Source organism: Brachybacterium vulturis, from assembly GCF_002407185.1.
Lineage (GTDB): Bacteria > Actinomycetota > Actinomycetes > Actinomycetales > Dermabacteraceae > Brachybacterium > Brachybacterium vulturis.
In genome coordinates, this window is sequence record NZ_CP023563.1 from 1,832,106 (window position 1) to 1,852,566 (window position 20,461).

At 70.3% G+C, this 20,461-nt stretch carries 22 protein-coding genes and 3 tRNA genes; 20 read left to right on the forward strand and 5 right to left on the reverse strand.

Annotated features, from left to right (window positions below):
• Positions 1-50 precede the first annotated feature (50 nt).
• The 5 genes from CFK38_RS08180 to CFK38_RS08200 all read left to right on the forward strand — a co-directional run bounded on the left by CFK38_RS08180 (position 51) and on the right by CFK38_RS08200 (position 2,346).
• Positions 51-533: a hypothetical protein gene (locus CFK38_RS08180; RefSeq protein WP_096802638.1), complete on the forward strand. Its 483-nt coding sequence runs from the start codon at positions 51-53 to the stop codon at positions 531-533.
• A 246-nt stretch (positions 534-779) separates the two neighbouring features.
• The gene (locus CFK38_RS08185) at positions 780-1,043 is read left to right on the forward strand and encodes a hypothetical protein (protein WP_245851264.1); all 264 of its coding nucleotides are present in this window, start codon (positions 780-782) and stop codon (positions 1,041-1,043) included.
• Positions 1,044-1,110: 67 nt separating this feature from the next.
• The gene (locus CFK38_RS08190) at positions 1,111-1,380 is read left to right on the forward strand and encodes a hypothetical protein (protein ID WP_096802639.1); all 270 of its coding nucleotides are present in this window, start codon (positions 1,111-1,113) and stop codon (positions 1,378-1,380) included.
• Positions 1,381-1,745: 365 nt separating this feature from the next.
• On the forward strand, positions 1,746-2,009 hold the full coding sequence (locus tag CFK38_RS08195; RefSeq protein WP_245851264.1) for a hypothetical protein: 264 nt from the start codon (positions 1,746-1,748) through the stop codon (positions 2,007-2,009).
• 67 nt (positions 2,010-2,076) lie between these two features.
• On the forward strand, positions 2,077-2,346 hold the full coding sequence (locus CFK38_RS08200) for a hypothetical protein (RefSeq protein ID WP_096802639.1): 270 nt from the start codon (positions 2,077-2,079) through the stop codon (positions 2,344-2,346).
• A 127-nt stretch (positions 2,347-2,473) separates the two neighbouring features.
• On the opposite strand, the gene CFK38_RS08205 is transcribed toward CFK38_RS08200, so the two are convergent.
• Complete coding sequence (locus CFK38_RS08205; RefSeq protein WP_096804272.1) at positions 2,474-2,962, reverse strand: YajQ family cyclic di-GMP-binding protein; 489 nt, start codon at positions 2,960-2,962, stop codon at positions 2,474-2,476.
• Positions 2,963-3,159: 197 nt separating this feature from the next.
• Between CFK38_RS08205 and CFK38_RS08210 the strand changes: the two genes are divergently transcribed.
• The 11 genes from CFK38_RS08210 (at position 3,160) to CFK38_RS08260 (ending at position 11,049) form a co-directional block, all read left to right on the forward strand.
• Positions 3,160-3,241, forward strand: a tRNA-Tyr gene (locus CFK38_RS08210).
• 85 nt (positions 3,242-3,326) lie between these two features.
• A tRNA-Thr gene (locus CFK38_RS08215) sits at positions 3,327-3,399 on the forward strand.
• Between the two features lie 54 nt (positions 3,400-3,453).
• Positions 3,454-3,530, forward strand: a tRNA-Met gene (locus tag CFK38_RS08220).
• A 97-nt stretch (positions 3,531-3,627) separates the two neighbouring features.
• Positions 3,628-3,798: a 50S ribosomal protein L33 gene (gene rpmG, locus CFK38_RS08225; RefSeq protein ID WP_029360274.1), complete on the forward strand. Its 171-nt coding sequence runs from the start codon at positions 3,628-3,630 to the stop codon at positions 3,796-3,798.
• Positions 3,799-3,985: 187 nt separating this feature from the next.
• Complete coding sequence (locus CFK38_RS08230) at positions 3,986-4,435, forward strand: FAS1-like dehydratase domain-containing protein (protein WP_096802640.1); 450 nt, start codon at positions 3,986-3,988, stop codon at positions 4,433-4,435.
• A gap of 62 nt (positions 4,436-4,497) precedes the next feature.
• The gene (locus CFK38_RS08235) at positions 4,498-4,944 is read left to right on the forward strand and encodes a MaoC/PaaZ C-terminal domain-containing protein (RefSeq protein WP_096802641.1); all 447 of its coding nucleotides are present in this window, start codon (positions 4,498-4,500) and stop codon (positions 4,942-4,944) included.
• A complete protein-coding gene (locus tag CFK38_RS08240; RefSeq protein WP_096802642.1) occupies positions 4,941-6,068 on the forward strand; it encodes a UDP-N-acetylmuramate dehydrogenase in 1,128 nt (375 codons plus the stop codon). The genes CFK38_RS08235 and CFK38_RS08240 overlap by 4 nt, the downstream gene beginning before the upstream one ends.
• An 85-nt stretch (positions 6,069-6,153) precedes the next feature.
• A complete protein-coding gene (locus CFK38_RS08245; protein WP_096802643.1) occupies positions 6,154-7,422 on the forward strand; it encodes a serine hydroxymethyltransferase in 1,269 nt (422 codons plus the stop codon).
• Positions 7,423-7,500: 78 nt separating this feature from the next.
• Positions 7,501-8,400, forward strand: a complete 900-nt coding sequence (locus tag CFK38_RS08250) for a bifunctional methylenetetrahydrofolate dehydrogenase/methenyltetrahydrofolate cyclohydrolase (RefSeq protein WP_096802644.1) — start codon at positions 7,501-7,503, stop codon at positions 8,398-8,400.
• A complete protein-coding gene (locus CFK38_RS08255) occupies positions 8,397-9,218 on the forward strand; it encodes an exodeoxyribonuclease III (RefSeq protein WP_096802645.1) in 822 nt (273 codons plus the stop codon). The genes CFK38_RS08250 and CFK38_RS08255 overlap by 4 nt, the downstream gene beginning before the upstream one ends.
• Positions 9,219-9,396: 178 nt before the next feature.
• Positions 9,397-11,049 (forward strand): thiamine pyrophosphate-binding protein, encoded by a 1,653-nt coding sequence (locus tag CFK38_RS08260; protein WP_096802646.1) that lies wholly within the window; start codon positions 9,397-9,399, stop codon positions 11,047-11,049.
• A gap of 105 nt (positions 11,050-11,154) precedes the next feature.
• Here CFK38_RS08260 and CFK38_RS08265 read toward each other — a convergent pair whose 3' ends face one another.
• The 4 genes from CFK38_RS08265 to sdhC all read right to left on the reverse strand — a co-directional run bounded on the left by CFK38_RS08265 (position 11,155) and on the right by sdhC (position 14,597).
• Positions 11,155-11,916 (reverse strand): succinate dehydrogenase iron-sulfur subunit, encoded by a 762-nt coding sequence (locus CFK38_RS08265; RefSeq protein WP_096802647.1) that lies wholly within the window; start codon positions 11,914-11,916, stop codon positions 11,155-11,157.
• The gene (sdhA, locus tag CFK38_RS08270; RefSeq protein ID WP_096802648.1) at positions 11,916-13,691 is read right to left on the reverse strand and encodes a succinate dehydrogenase flavoprotein subunit; all 1,776 of its coding nucleotides are present in this window, start codon (positions 13,689-13,691) and stop codon (positions 11,916-11,918) included. Before sdhA ends, CFK38_RS08265 begins: the two co-directional genes overlap by 1 nt.
• A 73-nt stretch (positions 13,692-13,764) precedes the next feature.
• Positions 13,765-14,214 (reverse strand): succinate dehydrogenase hydrophobic membrane anchor subunit, encoded by a 450-nt coding sequence (locus CFK38_RS08275; RefSeq protein ID WP_096804273.1) that lies wholly within the window; start codon positions 14,212-14,214, stop codon positions 13,765-13,767.
• A gap of 5 nt (positions 14,215-14,219) precedes the next feature.
• Positions 14,220-14,597 carry a succinate dehydrogenase, cytochrome b556 subunit gene (gene sdhC / locus CFK38_RS08280; protein WP_096804274.1) on the reverse strand — a complete coding sequence of 126 codons (378 nt, stop codon included), beginning with the start codon at positions 14,595-14,597 and terminating at the stop codon, positions 14,220-14,222.
• Between the two features lie 277 nt (positions 14,598-14,874).
• On the opposite strand from sdhC, the gene CFK38_RS08285 reads away from it, so the two are divergent.
• From CFK38_RS08285 to CFK38_RS08300, 4 genes are all read left to right on the forward strand, one after another.
• Positions 14,875-16,077 (forward strand): mannose-1-phosphate guanylyltransferase, encoded by a 1,203-nt coding sequence (locus CFK38_RS08285; protein WP_096802649.1) that lies wholly within the window; start codon positions 14,875-14,877, stop codon positions 16,075-16,077.
• Between the two features lie 91 nt (positions 16,078-16,168).
• Positions 16,169-17,410 carry a M20 family metallopeptidase gene (locus CFK38_RS08290; protein WP_096802650.1) on the forward strand — a complete coding sequence of 414 codons (1,242 nt, stop codon included), beginning with the start codon at positions 16,169-16,171 and terminating at the stop codon, positions 17,408-17,410.
• Positions 17,411-17,630: 220 nt separating this feature from the next.
• Positions 17,631-18,746 carry a BMP family lipoprotein gene (locus CFK38_RS08295; RefSeq protein ID WP_096802651.1) on the forward strand — a complete coding sequence of 372 codons (1,116 nt, stop codon included), beginning with the start codon at positions 17,631-17,633 and terminating at the stop codon, positions 18,744-18,746.
• Positions 18,747-18,854: 108 nt separating this feature from the next.
• Positions 18,855-20,426 (forward strand): ABC transporter ATP-binding protein, encoded by a 1,572-nt coding sequence (locus tag CFK38_RS08300; RefSeq protein ID WP_096802652.1) that lies wholly within the window; start codon positions 18,855-18,857, stop codon positions 20,424-20,426.
• Positions 20,427-20,461: the final 35 nt, after the last annotated feature.

Here is a 20,461-nt window from a genome sequence, read left to right on the forward strand (position 1 = left end):
ATGCCTGATATGTTGACCGTCGTCAGAGGTGGGACGAACGGAGCAGATCCATGGCGAAGAGCATCGAATACCCGAGCGCGGACTTCCCCGGACCGCCACGGATCACCGTCGAGGTGCCGGACGACTGGGAGACGCTGACGGTCCCCGGGGTCCAGGTCGCGGTCGCCCAGCCCCGGGTGGAGGGGACGTTCCGGGCGAACGTGGTGGTCACCGTGCAGAGGTTCGGTCCGGAGTTCACTCTCGAGGCCGCCAGAGCCGGCCTGGACCAGCGCAAGGCAGCACTGCCGGAGCTCGAGGAGCTCGGCACCGGCGAGATCGAGGTGGACGGCGCCACCTGGATCGCCAGTGAGTACGGATACACCCAGCCCGGGCGCCCCACCGTGGTCCAGGCTGCGCGCTACGCGGTCATCGACCGCGGCGGGGTGGCCACCGACGTCCTGGAGCTGGTGGGCAGCTGCGGGGCCGAGAGCGCCGATGACGAGATCGAGACCGTCCGCACCATCCAGGATTCGCTGCGCGTCACGCTCGACTGAGCATCCCGCACCGTGCCCCCAGCACTCAGCACCCGCCCCGGCCCCGGCCCCCGCTCAGGGGGTCGGGGCCGATGGCATGGGTCGGGCATGGGGAGTTCTGGACGGGGAGTTGTCCCCATCGCCAGGTGGGTGTGGGGGTTCTAGGGTGGTGTCATCACCTGGGGGACAGGGCGAGCATGCGGTCAGTGGCCGCGGAGGTCCTCTCCGGTGGGTGGGGACAGTTTTCACTACGACATGGAGGACACCATGAAGAAGGGCATGAACCCTGAGGCCGTCGAGCAGATGAGCCAGCAGATCGAGCAGGCCGGCGAGGACGCGATGGCCGCGTTCTCGGAGGTGGCGGGTCGGGTCGAGGGTTTCGACTGGACCGGTGAGGACCGGGACCGGTTCGTCGCTGAGTTCAGCGGGACGGTGCAGGAGCTCGCGCAGAGGGTGCGGCAGGGCTGCACCGAGCTCGCGGAGCGGGGCCGGCAGAACGCGGCGAAGCAGCGTGCCGCGTCGTCGTCCTGATCGTCAGCGGTTCAGTTTCTTTTCTTCAGCAGCATGCGGCCCCGGGTCGGGGCGAAAGGGGTAGGTCATGGCTTTCAAGGGTATGAATCCGGAAGAGGGTCGCGAGATCGCGACGGCTATTTCCGAGGCCGGTCAGAAGATCATGGAGATCGTCGGGGACATGACCCCGGTCGTGAACGGTGTGGAGTGGGTCGGTGCGGACTACGACACGTACCGCGAGGAGTGGAACACCTTCATGGGTGGTCCGGTGGCGAACCTGGTCAATGGGCTCCAGGAGAAGGGCAAGGCGCTGGAGACTCACGCTGAGCAGCAGGACACCACGTCGAACCAGGGCTGAGCGCTCGGTTCCTCGTCCGGTCCGTGGAAGGTCCCGCACCCGTTCTGGGTGCGGGACCTTCCTGCACGCCCGCCGCCCTCCGGTGACCCGGAGCAGTCCCGCGACCCCGAGCCGTCCCACCGACCGCGGAGCCGGCGGCCGGTGGTTGTCCACAGTGCCGACGAACCGCGATCTCTGTCCTGACCTCGGGAGATGCATGAATTCGTGGATGGGGAGGAGCATGGGGAGTTGTCCCCATCGCCAGGTGGGTGTGGGGGTTCTAGGGTGGTGTCATCACCTGGGGGACAGGGCGAGCATGCGGTCAGTGGCCGCGGAGGTCCTCTCCGGTGGGTGGGGACAGTTTTCACTACGACATGGAGGACACCATGAAGAAGGGCATGAACCCTGAGGCCGTCGAGCAGATGAGCCAGCAGATCGAGCAGGCCGGCGAGGACGCGATGGCCGCGTTCTCGGAGGTGGCGGGTCGGGTCGAGGGTTTCGACTGGACCGGTGAGGACCGGGACCGGTTCGTCGCTGAGTTCAGCGGGACGGTGCAGGAGCTCGCGCAGAGGGTGCGGCAGGGCTGCACCGAGCTCGCGGAGCGGGGCCGGCAGAACGCGGCGAAGCAGCGTGCCGCGTCGTCGTCCTGATCGTCAGCGGTTCAGTTTCTTTTCTTCAGCAGCATGCGGCCCCGGGTCGGGGCGAAAGGGGTAGGTCATGGCTTTCAAGGGTATGAATCCGGAAGAGGGTCGCGAGATCGCGACGGCTATTTCCGAGGCCGGTCAGAAGATCATGGAGATCGTCGGGGACATGACCCCGGTCGTGAACGGTGTGGAGTGGGTCGGTGCGGACTACGACACGTACCGCGAGGAGTGGAACACCTTCATGGGTGGTCCGGTGGCGAACCTGGTCAATGGGCTCCAGGAGAAGGGCAAGGCGCTGGAGACTCACGCTGAGCAGCAGGACACCACGTCGAACCAGGGCTGAGCGCTCGGTTCCTCGTCCGGTCCGTGGAAGGTCCCGCACCCGTTCTGGGTGCGGGACCTTCCTGCACGCCCGCCGCCGTACGGCACAGCACGGCTCGTGCGGTCGGCGTCGGTGGAGGCGGCCGGTCTCAGCGGTAGTTGACGAACTGGAGCGCGACGTCGAGGTCCTTGCCCTTGAGCAGGGCGATGACGGACTGCAGGTCATCCCGGCTCTTGGAGGAGACCCGCAGCTCGTCGCCCTCGATCCGGGCCTTGACGGCCTTGGGCCCCTCATCGCGGATCAGCTTCGAGATCTTCTTGGCGTCCTCGGTGCTGATGCCCTCCTTGAGCGCCGCCACCAGTCGCATCTCCTTGCCGGACTGCGCGGGCTCGCCCACGTCGAGCGCCTTGAGCGAGATGCCCCGGCGGATGAGCTTGGACTGCAGCACGTCGAGCACGGCCAGCACCCGCTCCTCCGCATTGGCCGTCATCACGATCTCGTCCCCGCTGAGGGTGAGTGATGCTCCGGTGTTCCGGAAGTCGTAGCGCTGACCGACCTCCTTCACTGCCTGGTTGACAGCGTTGTCGATCTCCTGACGATCGAGCTTGCTGACGATGTCGAACGATGAATCTGCCACGGTGGGTCCTTCCTTCGTGCGGCCGCCCGGACGGGCCGCCACCTCATTGTCCACGAGCACCCGGAGCAGCTGTGACGCTCTTCATGCGTCGCAGGGCCGCTCCCGGTTCGCATCGGCGGCGCAGCGCCGGTATGCTGTTCCAGGTCCGCTTCCGGCGGCCACGCGATCCAGGTCGCATGGGCAACGGGAGCAGTCACGGCAGATTACCCGAGCGGCCAAAGGGAGCTGACTGTAAATCAGCTGGCATTGCCTACGGGGGTTCGAATCCCTCATCTGCCACGGCGGAGGATCCATGTGATCCGAAGCACCGGGACCAGCCCCCGAATTGCCTCCGGGCGAGGAGGTGGGTAAAGTTCACCGGGTTGCCCTGATAGCTCAGTCGGCAGAGCGTCTCCATGGTAAGGAGAAGGTCAAGGGTTCGATTCCCTTTCAGGGCTCTGATGGATGCGGCGGCCCGGTCTCATTCGAGATCGGGCCGCTTCATCGGTCACGCCGGGGTAGCTCAGACGGTTAGAGCGCACGACTCATAATCGTGAGGTCGCGGGTTCGATCCCCGCCCTCGGTACCACACCGGTACCCACCGGAGTGCTGAATCCACATCCCCCGAGCACGGGGACCCACGAGGTGCGCCGCCGGGCGCGCCACCCGGACGAAAGAGGCGAACCGTGGCGAGCAAGAGCTCTGACGTGCGTCCCAAGATCACCATGGCTTGTGTTGATTGCAAGGCGCGCAACTACATCACCAAGAAGAACCGCCGTAACACCCCGGATCGGCTCGAGCTCTCGAAGTTCTGCCCGACCTGCGGCAAGCAGACGGCGCACCGCGAGACCCGCTGAGCAGGTCCAGCACGCTTCCACGAAGGCCACCCGGGATCATCCCGGGTGGCCTTCGTCATGCCCGGGCCGCTGCGCGGAGCGCTCACCGGACGGCGCCGCCCGGCCTGGCCGCCCCGTCGGCCGGGCGGTGAGATGATCGTGGGGTCCGCATCCGTCGGCCCCGGCCGACCCGACCTCGGGAGACGTCATGACCACCACCCCCGATCCCGCCTTCGCCGGGCGCACCTACCCGGCGGGGACCGCGCATACGGTCTCGGCCGCGAAGATCGCCGAGTTCGCGCGCGCCACCGGCGCGACCTCGCCGCTGCACACCGACCCTGACGCGGCACGCCGCGCCGGCCATGCCGGCGTCCTCGCCCCGCCCACCTTCCTGGTCTCCCTCGCGCAGGCCACCGAAGCCCAGTACATCGAGGACCCGGCCTCGGGGATCGACTTCACGCGGGTGGTCCACGGCGAGGAGACCTTCACCCTGCACCGCCCGGTGGTCGCCGGGGACCAGCTGGTCCCCACCCTCACCGTCGAGGCGATCCGCGCCGCCGGCGGCCACACGATGGTCACCACCCGCGTGGACCTCGCCGACGCGGCCGGCGCCGAGGTCGCCGCGGTGCGCAGCATGATCGTCGTCCGCGGCGACTGACCCGCCGGCAGCGGGCCCGTCGGCCCGCCGCACGCCCGTCCCGCCCGATTCCAGGAGCAGACATGACCACCACCCCCGCCCCCGCGGATCTGACCGCGCTGACCGTCGGCCAGGAGCTCGCCCGGACCCGCCACGAGCTCACCCGCGACACCCTGGTGCGGTACGCCGGTGCCTCCGGCGACTTCAACCCGATCCACTACAACGACACCGTCGCCACCGAGGCCGGACTGCCGGGCGTCATCGCCCACGGCATGCTCACCATGGGCACCGCGATCACCGGCCTGCTCGACGCCATCGCCGACCCCGCCGCGGTGCGTGCGTACACCACCCGGTTCACGCATCCGATCCCGGTGCCCGCCACCGGCTCGGTGACCCTCGAGGTCGTCGCCGTCGTCGGCGCGCTCGATGCGGAGGCCGGCACCGCCCGGGTGGACCTCACCGCCGAGGTCGACGGGACGAAGGTGCTCGGTCGTGCCCGCGCCACCCTCTCCCTCCCGGACGCCGCATGAGATTCTCCGACCTCACCACGCTGCGCATCGGTGGCGAGATCCGGAATCTCGTCGAGGCCCGCACCGCCGACGAGGTCATCGAGGCCGTCGCCGCGGCGGATGCCGCCGGTGAGCCGCTCCTGGTGCTCGGCGGCGGCTCGAACCTGGTCGCCTCCGATGAACCCTTCTCCGGGACCGTCGTGCTGCTGCGGGATCCCGAGGACCCGCCGCTGCTGGACGCCACCTGCGAGGTCGGCGCCTCCGGGGAGCCCGACGGCATCCCCGTCGACCCCGCCGAGCTCACCCCGCTGGACCCCACCTGCGGCGGTGCCATCGTCGAGTACTTCGCCGGGGTGAACTGGGATCGGGCGGTGCGCTATGCGATCGCCCGCGAGATGGTCGGGATCGAGGCGCTCTCGGGCATCCCCGGCTCCGTCGGCGCCACCCCCATCCAGAACGTCGGCGCCTACGGCCAGGAGGTCGCCGCCACCATCTCCCGCGTGCGCACCTGGGACCGGGAGCAGAACGCGGTGCGCACGTTCTTCGCCGCCGACTGCGCTTTCGCCTACCGCGACAGCGTCTTCAAGCGCACCCGCTACCGGGGAGCGGCGCCCTCGGCCACCGGACGCTACGTCGTGCTCTCGGTGACCTTCCAGCACACCCTCGGCCACCGCTCCGCCCCGATCCGCTACGCGCAGCTCGCCGCCGCTCTCGGCGTCGAGGTGGGGGAGCGGGCACCCATGCACGAGGTGCGCGAGGCGGTGCTGGCCATCCGCGGCTCCAAGGGCATGGTGCTGGATGCGCGCGATCACGACACCTGGAGCGCCGGCTCCTTCTTCACCAATCCGATCCTCACCGCGCAGGAGGCCGCGCTCCTGCCCGCGGACGCGCCCCGCTTCCCCGCCGGCGATGACCGGGTCAAGACCAGCGCCGCCTGGCTGATCAGCCACGCCGGCATCGAGCGAGGGCACGCGGTGGGGGAGCGGGCCGCGGTCTCCACCAAGCACTCGCTGGCGCTGACCAACCGCGGCGGAGCGAGCAGCGAGGATCTGGTGGCCCTCGCCCAGGACGTCCAGACCCGGGTCCAGGAGAGCTTCGGGATCCACCTGGAACCCGAACCGGTCCGCCTCGGCCTCGCTCTGTGACCCGGTGCGCGGCCGGAGCGGTGTCCGTCCTAAGATGTCGTCACGGCGCCCGCCGCCGTCCCGCCCCGACCCTGCAGGAGGCCCTGTGAACGTCCTCGACCAGTCCATCGCCGATCTCGACCCGGACATCGCCCAGGTCCTCGACAGGGAGCTGGCCCGCCAGCAGCGCACGCTGGAGATGATCGCGAGCGAGAACTTCGTGCCCCGCGCGGTGCTCCAGGCCCAGGGCTCGGTGCTCACCAACAAGTACGCCGAGGGCTATCCGGGTCGTCGCTACTACGGCGGCTGTGAAGAGGTCGACGTCGCCGAGCAGATCGCGATCGACCGCGCCAAGGAGCTGTTCGGCGCCGAGCACGCGAACGTCCAGCCCCATTCCGGCGCCTCCGCCAACGCCGCGGTCATGCACGCCCTGGCCCGCCCCGGCGACAAGCTGATGGGCCTCTCGCTCGCCCACGGCGGCCATCTCACCCACGGCATGAAGATCAACTTCTCCGGCCGCCTGTACGACATCGTCGCCTACGAGACCGAGGCGGAGACCGGCCAGATCGACATGGCCAAGGTGCGCGAGGTGGCCCTCGCCGAGCAGCCGAAGGTGATCGTCGCCGGCTGGTCCGCGTACACCCGTCAGCTGGACTTCCCCGCCTTCCGCGAGATCGCCGACGAGGTCGGTGCGGCGCTCTGGGTCGACATGGCGCACTTCGCAGGACTGGTCGCCGCGGGCCTGCACCCCAGCCCCGTCCCCTACGCGGACGTCGTCTCCACCACCATCCACAAGACCATCGGCGGTCCCCGCTCCGGCATGATCCTGTGCACCCAGAAGTGGGCCAAGAAGATCGATTCGGCCGTGTTCCCCGGACAGCAGGGCGGTCCGCTGATGCACGTCATCGCCGCCAAGGCCGTGGCGCTCAAGCTCGCCGCCGGCGAGGACTTCAAGGACCGTCAGGCCCGCACCCTCGACGGGGCGAAGATCCTCGCCGAGCGCCTCCAGGCGGAGGATGCGAAGCAGGCCGGGGTGAAGGTGATCTCCGGTGGCACCGACGTGCACCTGGTGCTGGTGGATCTGGTGAACAGCGAGCTCGACGGCCAGCAGGCGGAGGACCGTCTCCACGAGGTCGGCATCACCGTCAACCGCAACGCCGTCCCCAACGACCCGCGCCCGCCGCGCGTCACCTCGGGACTGCGCATCGGCACCCCGGCCCTGGCCACCCGCGGCTTCGGCCCGGAGGAGTTCACCGAGGTCGCCGACATCATCGCGCTGGCCCTCACCGGCGGCGCCGACCTCGAGTCGCTGCGCGCCCGCACCGCGGTCCTGGCGGAGAGGACGCCGCTCTACCCCGAGCTGCAGCAGTACTGAGGGCCGCCGTGGGGCCCGGTGCCGGCGCCGGGCCCCACAGCCGTCCCCGCCACGCACCCACCACCCCTCAGGAGCGCCATGACTGCCCAGACCCTCGACGGCAAGGCCACCGCGAAGACCATCAAGCAGGAGCTCGCCGCACGCGTGAGCCGGCTCCTGGACGCCGGACATGCGCGCCCGGGCCTGGCGACCGTGCTGGTCGGCGATGATCCCGGCAGCGCCGCGTATGTGCGCGGCAAGCACCGCGACAGCGAGCAGATCGGGCTGACCTCGATCCAGAAGCAGCTCCCGGCCGACGCCACCCAGGCGGACGTCGAGGCCCTGGTCGACGCGCTGAACGCGGACCCCTCCTGCACCGGGTACATCGTGCAGCTCCCGTTGCCCGCGCAGATCGACACCGACGCGGTCCTCGAGCGGATCGACCCCGCCAAGGACGCCGACGGACTGCACCCGATGAACCTCGGCCGACTGGTGCTGAATGCCAACAAGCCCATCCACACCCCTTTGCCCTGCACCCCGCGCGCCGTGATCGAGCTGGCCGAGCGCCACGGACTGGACTTCCGGGGCAAGGACGTCGTGGTCGTCGGCCGCGGCATCACCGTGGGCCGTTCCATCGGCGCCCTGCTGACCCGTCGCGAGCACAACGCGACGGTGACCCTGTGCCATACCGGCACCGCCGACCTCCCCTCCCATCTGCGCCGCGCCGACGTGATCATCGCCGCCGCGGGCTCCGCGCACCTGGTGCGCGCCGAGGACGTCGCACCCGGCGCGGTCGTCTTCGACGTCGGCGTCTCCCGCCGTGAGGACCCCGAGGGCGGGAAGGCCGCGCTCGTCGGAGATGTGGACCCGGCGGTCGCCGAGGTCGCCGGCTGGCTCAGCCCCAACCCCGGTGGCGTCGGGCCGATGACCCGTGCGCTGCTGCTGAAGAATGTCGTCGAGGCGGCCGAGCGCGCCGCCGGGATCGAGGTGCCCGCGTGAGCTTCACCCTTGCCACCGTCAACGTCAACGGCCTGCGCGCCGCCGCCCGGAAGGGGATGGGCGAGTGGCTCGCCGCCACCCCCGCCGACGTCGTCACCCTGCAGGAGGTGCGGGCGCCCGAGGAGCTGCTCGGCGGCCTGCTGGGGGAGGACTGGACCATCGTGGGGGAGGCCTCGCAGCTCAAGGGCCGCGCGGGCGTCGCGATCGCCGCCCGCACCTCGCTGGCGGGGATCGACCTGGACGGAGTGCGCCGCGGCCTGCCGGGCCTGGACGCGGACGCGCACACCGGCCGCTGGCTCGAGGCCGACCTCGAGGACCCGCTCGGCGACGGCACCGCGATGACCGTCATCTCCTGCTACATGCACTCGGGCAACACCGAGAAGCCGCAGACCATGACGGACAAGTATGAGTTCCTCGACGTCATGATGGAGCACCTGGAGAAGCTCCGCGCGGAGGGCCGGCACGTGGTCCTCACCGGGGACATCAACATCGCCCACACCGAATGGGACATCAAGAACTGGAAGGGCAATCGGAAGTCCGCCGGCTTCCTGCCCGAGGAGCGCGCCTACCTCGACCGGCTCACGGAGCAGCTCGGCTGGGTGGACGTGCACCGCGCCCGCCACGGTGACGGCCCCGGCCCGTACACCTGGTGGTCGCAGCGCGGCAAGGCCTTCGACAACGACTCCGGCTGGCGGATCGACTATCAGCTGGCCACCCCCGAGCTGGCCGCTCGCGCCGCCTCGGCCCAGGTGGACCGCGCCCCCAGCTATGACACCCGCTGGTCCGACCACGCGCCCTTGGTGATCAGCTACTCCTGAGACGTGCCGCCCGGCTCTCCCGGGCCCGCCCGACGGTGCTATCCTCGCTCCGTCAGGCGGGCCCGCGACGGGGTCGGCGCCGGTGCTCTCACAAGGGGCACGAACCCCCGGGCGGCCCCGGGGCGAGACATATACGGACTGCACACCGCGTTCGCATATCTCTCGGAAGGACCCCTCCATGGCCATCGTCTCCACCCACGTCGCCCGCACCCTCGCCCAGCACATCCACGAGGTGTTCGGCCTCATGGGCAACGGCAACGCCTACTTCCTCGACGCCCTGCTGCGCGAGACCGACGCGACCTTCAGCGCCGTCCGCCATGAGGCCGGAGCCGTGGTCGCCGCCGATGCGCACTTCCGCACCTCCGGCCGGATCGCCGCGGCGACCACCACCTACGGCGCCGGGTTCACCAACACGCTCACCGCCCTCGCCGAGGCCGCCCAGGCCCGGATCCCGCTGGTGCTCGTGGTGGGGGACGAGCCCACCTCCGGACCCCGCCCCTGGGACGTCGACCAGATCGCGATGAGCTCCGCCGTCGGGGTGCGCACCTACACCGTCGGCCGGATCGACGCCGCGGCCGCCACCGTCACCGCGATCGAGCACGCCCTGGCCTACCGGGTGCCGGTGGTGCTGGCGATCCCCTACGACGTCGCCCAGCGAGAGATCGGCGAGGTCCCCACGGTGCCCGGCCCCGGGCACCCCGCGCCCCTGGCCCCGACCGCGGACTTCACCCGTGCCGCGATCGAGCGTCTGGCGTCGATGCTGGCCGCGGCGGAGCGTCCGCTGCTGCTGGCCGGGCATGGCGCCTGGCTGGCCGGGGCGGGCCCCGCCCTCGGCGAGCTCGCGGCCGCGACCGGCGCGGTCACCTCCACCACGGCGCTGGGGCGAGGCATCTTCCCCGAGGCCCGCTACGACATCGGGATCTCCGGCGGCTTCGGCGCCCCCGGCGCGATGGAGCTGGTCCGCTCCGCCGATGTCGCCGTGGTGGTCGGAGCCGGGCTGAACCAGTTCACGATGCGTTTCGGGGAGCTGTTCGCCCCCCATACCGCGGTGTGGCAGATCGACACCGCCGCCTCCGCCACCAACGCCCGGGTCGGCGGATTCGTGCGGGCCGACGCGAGACTCGCCGTCGAGGCCGTCACCGCGGCGCTGCCCGCCCAGGAGAGCGCGGCCCAGCCGTGGCGCGAGAGCATCGACGCCCGCGCGCTGCGTGCCCAGGTCACCGCCCCCGAGCTCGCCGAGGACGGACTGCTGGACCCTCGGGCCGCTGCCGCGCGGCTGGCCGAGCTGCTGCCCGAGGACCGGGTGGTCGTCTCCGACGGCGGCCACTTCATCGCCTGGGCGAACATGTACTGGCCGGTCACCGCTCCGCACCGGATGGCGATGGTCGGCACCGCCTATCAGTCGATCGGCCTGGGCTGGCCCAGCGTGCCCGGGGCCGCTCGCGCCAATCCCGACTCCACCATCGTGCTGACCACCGGCGACGGGGGAGGAGTGATGGCCCTGGCGGATCTGGACTCCGCCGTGCGCACCGCCGGCGGTCGGGGCCTGGCCGTGGTGTGGAACGATGCCGCCTACGGCGCCGAGGTGAACCTCTACGGGCTCAAGGGCCTGGCCGCCGAGCCGATGCTGATCGATCGGATCGACTTCGCCGCCTATGGTGCCGCCGCCGGTGCCGAGGGGGTCGTGGTCCGTCGCCTGGAGGACCTCGAACGCCTGCGCACCTGGAGCCGGGAGGATCCCGCGGAGCGTCCGTTCCTGGTGCTGGACCTGCAGATCTCCCGGACGGTCATCGCGCCGTACCAGGAAGAGGTCATCCGCGTGAACTCCTGAGCGAGCAGCCGCGGGCCGGCAGCGCCCCGCTGAGCCCCTGCCGATCGCACGAGGCCCCGCCCGGAGCATTTCCGGACGGGGCCTCGTCGCGAGCAGGCGGAGCGGTCAGACCCGGCCGGTGATCACGGCCTGCTTCACCTCGGCGATCGCCTTGGTCACCTGGATCCCGCGGGGGCAGGCCTCGGTGCAGTTGAAGGTGGTGCGGCAGCGCCACACGCCCTCCTTGGAGTTCAGGATCTCCAGGCGCTGCTCGCCGGCGTCATCGCGCGAGTCGAAGATGAAGCGGTGCGCGTTGACGATCGCGGCCGGGCCGAAGTACTGCCCATCGGTCCAGAACACCGGGCACGAGGAGGTGCAGGCGGCGCACAGGATGCACTTGGTGGTGTCGTCGAAGCGCTCCCGCTGCTCGGCGGACTGCAGACGCTCGCGGCTGGGCTCCTGACCCCCGGCGACCAGGAAGGGCATGACCTCGCGGTAGGAGTCGAAGAACGGCTCCATGTCGACGATCAGGTCCTTCTCCACCGGCAGGCCCTTGATGGGCTCGATGGTGATCGGCTTGTTGATGTCGAGGTCCTTGAGCAGCGTCTTGCAGGCCAGGCGGTTGCGGCCGTTGATCCGCATCGCATCGGAACCGCATACGCCATGGGCGCAGGAACGGCGGAAGGTCAGCGAGCCGTCCAGGTGCCACTTGATCTCGTGGAGGGCGTCCAGCACCCGGTCCGTGCCGTGCATCGTGACGGTGAAGTCCTCCCAGCGGGCACCCTTCTCGCTGTCGGGATCGAAGCGCGAGATGCGCAGCGTGACCTGGAACGTGGGGATCTCGTCGGCGCCGGACTCGGCCTCGGGCTTCTCAGTGACGGCAGTCATCAGAACGTACGCTCCTTCGGCTCGTAACGGGTGATCACGACGGGCTTGGTGCCCAGTCGGACCGAGGTTCCCTCGAGGCCGTCCTCACCCGGCAGGGTGCGGTAGGCCATGGTGTGCGCGAGGAAGTTGACGTCATCGCGCGTCTCGAAGTCCTCACGGAAGTGGCCGCCGCGGGACTCCCTGCGCTCGAGCGCACCGAGCGCCACGATCTCCGCGAGGTCCAGCAGGAAGCCCAGCTCCACCGCTTCCATCAGGTCCAGGTTAAAGCGCTTGCCCTTGTCCTGGATGGCGACGGTCTCATAGCGCTTCTTGAGCTCCTTGATGTCGGCCAGGGCCGTGCGGCAGGACTCGTCGGTGCGGAACACCTGGACGTTGGTGTCCATCGTCTCCTGCAGCGCGATGCGGATATCCGCGATGCGGTCCTCGGTCGCGGGCCGATCGCGCAGGCGCTGGAGCAGCTCCACGGTGGGGGCCTCGAGCCCCTCCGGGATCTCCGCCAGCTCGACCTCGCCCGCGTGCTCCGCGGCGGCGATGCCGGCGCGGCGGCCGAAGACGTTGATGTCCAGCAGCGAGTTGGTGCCCAGGCGGTTGCCGCCGTGCACCGAGACGCAGGCGGTCTCGCCCGCGGCATACAGCCCGGGGATCACGTCGGTCGCGTTGCGCAGCACTTCACCACGGATGTTGGTGGGGATGCCGCCCATGCCGTAGTGCGCGGTGGGGAACACCGGGATCGGGTCCGTGTACGGCTCCACACCGAGGTAGGTGCGGGCGAACTCGGTGATGTCCGGGAGCTTCGCATCGATGTGCGAGGGCTCCAGGTGGGTGAGGTCGAGATAGACGTAGTCCTTCTTGGGACCGGCACCGCGGCCGTCGCGCACCTCGTTCGCCATCGCGCGTGCCACCACGTCGCGAGGGGCGAGGTCCTTCAGCGTCGGGGCGTAGCGCTCCATGAAGCGCTCCATCTCGCTGTTGCGCAGGATGCCGCCCTCGCCGCGGGCCGCCTCGGAGAGCAGGATGCCCAGTCCGGCCAGGCCCGTGGGGTGGAACTGGAAGAACTCCATGTCCTCCAGCGGGATGCCGCGGCGGAAGGCCATGGCGGGGCCGTCACCGGTGAGGGTGTGGGCGTTCGAGGTGGTCTTGAAGATCTTGCCGAAGCCGCCCGAGGCGAAGACCACGGACTTCGCCCGGAAGATGTGGATCTCACCGGTGGCCAGCTCGTAGGTGACCACGCCGGAGGCGCGCACGCCCTCGTCGCTGCGGGGATCACCGGTCATCAGCACATCGAGCACGTAGTACTCGTTGAAGAACTCCACGTCCTGCTTCACGCAGTTCTGGTAGAGCGTCTGCAGGATCATGTGACCGGTGCGGTCCGCGGCGTAGCAGGAGCGGCGCACCGGCGCCTCGCCGTGGTCGCGGGTGTGCCCGCCGAAGCGGCGCTGGTCGATCTTGCCCTCGGGGGTGCGGTTGAAGGGCAGCCCCATCTTCTCCAGGTCGAGCACCGCGTCGATGGCCTCCTTGGCCATCACCTCCGCCGCATCCTGGTCCACGAGGTAGTCACCGCCCTTGACGGTGTCGTAGGTGTGCCACTCCCAGTTGTCGTCCTCGACGTTGGCCAGCGCGGCGCACATGCCGCCCTGGGCCGCACCGGTGTGGGAGCGCGTGGGATAGAGCTTGGTGACGACGGCGGTGCGGGAGCGCTTGGAGGATTCCAGGGCGGCGCGCATGCCGGCGCCGCCGGCTCCGACGATCACCACGTCGTAGTTATGGGTCTGCATGTCGGGTGACTGCTCCGTTTCGGGTCGACCGGGAAGTGGGGTGGGGCGACCGGCGGACCGGCCGTCCGGGGTGTCAGCCCTCGCAGAAGGAGGGCAGCAGGCTCGGCTCGGCGCCGGCGGGGCACGCGTCGAAGGTGAAGATCACCAGGGTGCCCAGGATGATCGTGACGATCACGGCGAAGTAGAGCAGGCCCTTGAGGACCAGCCGGAGACGGTCGCTGCGCGCGTAGTCGTTGATGATCGTGCGCACGCCGTTGCCGCCGTGGATCAGCCCCAGCCACAGCATCAGCAGGTCCCAGACCTGCCAGAAGGGGGAGGACCACTTGCCGCCGACGAAGGCGAAGTCGATCGCCTGGACCCCCTGGCCCAGCCACAGGTTCACGAAGAGGTGGCCGAAGACGAGGATGACCAGCAGGAGCCCGGAGGCGCGCATGAACATCCACGAGATCATCTCGGAGTTGATCCCGCGCTGGGCGGTGCGGCGGTAGCGGGTGCTCGGATCGGGGATGGAGGTGGTGGACATCGTGATCACGCTCCGAACATGTGCATGAGATGGCGGGGGAGGAAGCCGGCCATGAGGACGACCCACACGATCACGACGCCCCAGAACAGGGAGCGCTGACGCTTGGGGCCCTGGGACCAGAAGTCCACCAGGATGAGGCGCAGGCCGTTGAGGGCATGGAAGAGGACCGCGCCGACGAGGCCGACCTCGCCGAGGCCGAACACCACGGTCTTGTAGTGCCCGATCACCTCGTTGTAGGCCTCGGGGGAGACGCGGACGAGAGCGGTGTCCAGGACGTGCACGAGCAGGAACAGGAAGATGAGCATTCCTGAGATGCGGTGGGCGACCCAGGACCACATGCCCTCGCGTCCGCGATAGAGCGTCCCGGATTGGGCTGAAGCCACGGAGATCCTCCAGAAGCGTCGGGATGGTGCCGGGAGCAGTGAGGAGATGCCGTGGAGTGCGTCCGGCATCTCTCCGGAGGAACCCTCCGGACGGCGGTCGCGACGTGGACCGCCCGCGGACGGGCTTTTCACGACACGGCGACATCATCATCGCCCCCGACAGGGGCATGTTCAGCGTAGCACCAGGCAGGGGCTGTGCTGTGCGATCCTCAGCGAGTCGTCGACGGGTGCTGCGGACCTCCGGGGGATCGGGTCGGCGCTTCGATACGCTGGAGCGATGCGTCCGCATCCCTTCGTGCCCGTGATCCCGGCCGGTGGCGCCGGGACCCGACTGTGGCCGCTCTCACGCCGATCGCGTCCGAAGTTCCTGCTGGACCTGACGGGCGAGGGCCGCAGCCTGCTGCAGGGCACGGTGGAGCGACTGGCGTCGCTGGCCGATCATCCGCCGATCGTGGTCACCGGCACCGCGCACGAGGCTGCGGTGCGGGAGCAGCTGGACGGGTCGGGACTCGCCCGGGTGGTCGCCGAGCCGTCCCCGCGCAACTCGATGCCGGCGATCGCGCTCGCGGCCGCGCTGGTGGAGCGCGAGCGGCCCGGGGCGATCATCGGCTCCTTCGCCGCCGATCACCTGATCGAGGACCACGAGGCCTTCGCCCGCGCCGTGCTGCTCGCCCGGGAGGCCGCCGAGAGCGGATACCTGGTGACCCTCGGGATCACCCCCACCCATCCCGCCACCGGGTTCGGGTACATCGAAGTGGCCGAGGCAGACGGGGGCCACGCCGGGCCGGATCTCCACGCCGCCGGCGGGCGGGGAGCGCTCCCGCCCGGTGCCCATCCCGTGGCCCGCTTCGTGGAGAAGCCGGACCGTGAGCGCGCCGAGCAGTTCCTGGCCACCGGCCGCTTCCTCTGGAACGCCGGGATGTTCGTGGTGCGAGCCTCGGTGCTGCTGGACGAGCTGGCGGTGCAGATCCCCTCCCTGGCCGCCGGGGTCCGTGAGATCGCCGCCGCGCACGGCACGGACCAGCACCAGGAGGTGCTCGAGCGGGTCTGGCCGCGACTGACCGCGATCGCGATCGACCATGCGCTGGCCGAGCCCCTGGCCGTCGACGGCAAGGTCGCGGTGGTGCCGGCCAGCATCGGCTGGGATGACGTGGGGGACTTCTCCGCGCTCGCCCGGCAGCTGCGCGAGCATCCGGGCCGGGCCGTCCCGGAGAGCGCTGAGAGCGCGCCGTCAGAGGGTGGTGGGCGGGGCGCGGACGGCGGTGATGTCCGGGTGCTGGGAAGCGCCACGGTCGATGCCGTCTCCTCCCGCGCCACGGTGTACGGTGCCACGGATCGCCACATCGCCCTGGTCGGGCTGGACGGCATCAGCATCGTCGACACCGAGGACGCGCTGCTGGTGCTCGCCGACGAACAGGCGCAGGACCTCTCCGTGCTCGTCGCGCGTCTCGACCAGCGCGGGCTGGGCCGCCTGCGCTGACGTCGACCGCCCGCAGCGGCCACTGCGAGGGCGTCGGCCCGCTCCGCACCGGAAGCGGGGCCGTCCCGAATCGATGCAGGGGAGCGCACAGGTGGAGCAGACGCAGCAGGTCCTGCTGGGGACCGCGGAGCAGCGGTCGATGCTGGGGCCGACGGGTCTGATCGCCCGGACGGTCGCCGAGTCCGAGGACGCGCTGCGCGAGGTGCGCAGGCACCTCCACCGCCATCCCGAGCTCTCCCACCAGGAGCACGCCACCACCGACGTCATCGAGGAGCACCTGCGCGGCCTCGGGCTCTCCCCGCAGCGGATGGCGCACACCGGGCTGATCTGCGACATCCCCGGCGAGGACCCGGCCCTGGGACTGATGGCCCTGCGCGCCGACATGGACGCGCTCGGCATCCCCGAGCTGACCACCGTCGCCTTCCGCTCGAGGGTCGACGGCGTCTCCCACGCCTGCGGGCACGATGTCCACATGAGCGCGGTCCTCGGCGCGGCGACCGCGCTGGTCCGGGTCGCCGATGCCGGTGGCCTCCGGCGCGGGGTGCGGCTGGTGTTCCAGCCCGCCGAGGAGATGCATCCCTGCGGCGCACTCGAGCTGATCGGCCAGGGCGTGCTGGAGGGGGTCGACTCGATCCTCGCCCTGCACTGCGACCCGGGGGTAGACGTCGGCCATGTGGGCCTGAAGTCCGGCCCCATCACCTCCGCCACCGATCCGGTGAAGGTCCTGGTGCGCGGCGCCGGCGGGCACACCTCGCGTCCCCACCTCACCCAGGACCTCGTCTACGCGCTCGGCTCGATCGCCACCCAGCTCCCGGCGGCGCTGAACCGACGGATGGATCCGCGCTCCGGCGTGAACCTGACCTGGGGCAGCATCCACGCCGGCTCTGCCTTCAACGCGATCCCCAGCAGCGGCACCCTGGAGGGGACCCTGCGCTGCCTGGACCACGAGGCCTGGGACCGGGCGGAGGAGCTGCTGGAGACGATCCTGGCGGATCTCGTGCGCCCCTGGGGCGTGGAGGCGCGGGTGAGCCACGACCGCGGCGTGCCGCCGGTCTCCAACGCCGCCTCCAGCGTCGACGTGCTGGCCTCCGCAGTGCAGGGAGTGCTGGGCCTGGACAACCTCGACCCGACCGCCCAGTCGCTGGGGGGCGAGGACTTCGCCTGGTACCTGGAGAAGGTGCCCGGGGCTCTCGCCCGCCTCGGCACCCGCACCCCGGGAGGGCGCACGTACGACCTGCACATGGGTGACCTGATGATCGATGAACGGGCGATCGGCATCGGCGCCTCGGTCCTCGCGGCCGCCTGCGTCCAGCGCGATCTGCTGCCCGTCTGAGGCGGGCGTCCGTCTCCGGACGTCGACGAGCTCCTGCGTGCTCCTGCGCGTCCTCCCATACGTCACATCCGCGTCGATTTCATAACGGTTCACGGAGTGGGACCGAAGAGCGCCCCGGAGGGTGCTGCCCGCAGATATGGTCCCAAGCACACTGCGACAGTGCTGTCGCCACGGAACCCTCGGGGCGATTCCGGCCCCGCACCTGACCGAAGGAACCCTCATGAAGAGCATCACACGTGCGCTCGCCCTGATCGGCGCCGGCGCCCTGACCCTCGCCGCCTGCGGCTCGGCCCCGGAGGAGACCGCCGGCGGCGGCGGCAGCGATGCCGGCGGCGGCTCGAGCGACTACAAGGCCTGCATGGTCTCCGACGCCGGCGGATGGGACGACAAGTCCTTCAACGAATCCAGCTACAAGGGCCTGATGAATGCGAAGGAGTCCCTCGGGATCCAGACGCAGGCCGCGGAGTCCACCACCGTCTCCGACTTCGCCCCGAACATCAACAACATGGTGACCCAGGGCTGCGATCTGATCATCACCGTCGGCTTCCTGCTGGCCCCGGCCACCGGCGCCGCCGCGCAGGAGAACCCCGACACCGACTTCGCGATCGTGGACTCCACCGCCCAGGACGCCGATGGCAACCCGATCGAGCTCGACAACGTCAAGCCCCTCGAGTTCAACACCGCCGAGGCCGCGTTCCTGGCCGGCTACCTGGCTGCCGGCATGACCGAGACCGGCAAGGTCGCCACCTACGGCGGCGTGGACATCCCCACCGTCACCATCTTCATGGACGGCTACGTCGACGGCGTCGCCCATTACAACGAGACCCACGACACCGAGGTCGAGGTGCTCGGCTGGAACAAGGAGGAGCAGGCCGGCTCCATCGTCGGCACCTTCGAGGACCAGTCCAAGGGCAAGGCCGTCTCCGACGAGTTCTACAACGCGGGCGCCGACATCATCATGCCGGTGGCCGGGCCCGTCGGCGCCGGCACCCTCGCCTCCGCCAAGGAGGGCGAGGACCGCAAGGTGATCTGGGTCGACGCCGATGGCTACGAGACGAACTCCGCCGATCCCGAGGCCCAGTCCGTCATCCTCACCTCCGTGATGAAGGAGATGACGGTGGCTGTCGAGGACGTCATCGCAGGCGCCGCCGGCGGCGAGTTCGACGCCACCCCGTACGTCGGCACCCTCGAGAACGGCGGCGTGGGCCTGGCCCCGTTCCACGAGTTCGAGGACGATGTCCCCGCCGAGCTGTCCGAGGAGCTGACGACCCTCGAGCAGGAGATCATCGACGGCACCGTGAAGGTCGAGTCCAAGGCCTCCCCCGAGGGCGCCTGATCAGCCGCTGACCGGTGCGCGGTCCCCGCCTGCGAGGGCGGGGACCGCGTCCCATGTCTGAACCCTGCTGGGCCGGATGCCCGGCCCGCACCGACGGAAGCGAGCGCTGTGAAACTCGAACTGCGCGGGATCACGAAGACCTTCGGGACCTTCGTGGCCAACGACGCGATCGACCTGGTCGTTCAGCCGGGGGAGATCCACTCCCTGCTGGGTGAGAACGGGGCCGGCAAGTCGACCCTGATGAACGTGCTGTACGGGCTCTATCGTCCCGACGGCGGGCAGATCCTCATCGACGGGACGCCGGTCTCCTTCGCGGACCCCGGTGACGCGATGGACGCCGGCATCGGGATGGTCCACCAGCACTTCATGCTGGTCCCGGTCTTCACCGTCGCCGAGAACATGGTGCTCGGGCACGAGCCGACCACGGGCGGTCTGCTGGACCTCGCCGCCGCCCGGAGGCTGGTGCGAGAGATCTCCGCCCGCTTCGGATTCGACCTGGATCCCGACGCGCTGGTCGAGGACCTGCCCGTGGGCGCCCAGCAGCGCGTCGAGATCATCAAGGCGCTCAGCCGCAGCGCCGAGGTGCTGGTCCTGGACGAGCCCACCGCGGTGCTCACCCCGCAGGAGACCGACGAGCTGATGGAGATCATGCGTCAGCTGCGCGACGAGGGGACCTCGATCGTGTTCATCACCCACAAGCTCCGCGAGGTCAAAGCCGTCTCCGACCGGATCACCGTGATCCGCCGCGGCAAGGTCGTCGGCGAGGCGGACCCCTCCGCGGACCAGGCCGAGCTCGCCTCGCTGATGGTGGGCCGCCAGGTCTCGCTCAACCAGGACAAGACCGCGGCCGCCCCCGGGGAGGTGGCGCTCCAGGTGACGGATCTGCGGGTGATCGACGCGGCCGGCACGCGCACCCTCGACGGCGTCTCCTTCGATGTGCGCCATGGGGAGGTGCTCGCCGTCGCCGGGGTGCAGGGCAACGGTCAGACCGAGCTCACCGAGGCGCTGCTGGGACTGCAGCCGACGGTCCACGGCTCCGCGAAACTCGCCGGGAGGGAACTGGTGGGGCGGACCACGAAGCAGGTGCTCGACGCCGGCATCGGCTTCGTCCCCGAGGACCGCACCCACGACGCGCTGGTCGCCGACTTCACGGTCGCCGAGAACCTGGTGCTGGACCAGCACGACCGGCCGCCCTTCGGCAGTGCGCTGGCGATGAAGCTGAAGCCGATCCGGGAGAACGCGGAGCAGCTGATCCCCGAGTTCGACATCCGCACCGGCTCCTCCGCCGCGACGGTCTCCACGTTGTCGGGCGGCAACCAGCAGAAGGTCGTCATGGCCCGGGCGCTCCACCGCGAGCTCGCCCTGCTGATCGCCTCCCAGCCCACGCGCGGCGTGGACGTGGGCTCCATCGAGTTCCTGCACCGCCGCATCCTCGACGAGCGGGACAAGGGCACCCCGGTGCTGATCGTCTCCACCGAGCTGGACGAGGTCACCCAGCTCGCGGACCGCATCGCCGTGATGTACGGCGGGAAGATCCTGGGGATCGTGCCCGGGAACGAGGACCGCGATGTGCTCGGCCTGATGATGGCCGGCTACAGCGTCGACGCCGCGCGGGAGGCCGTCGCCTCCGGCGCCCGTACCACCGATTCCCAGCTCGCCGACGAAGGAGATATCGAATGACGTTCCGCGGTGGTCGACAGGCGAGGCACGAGCGG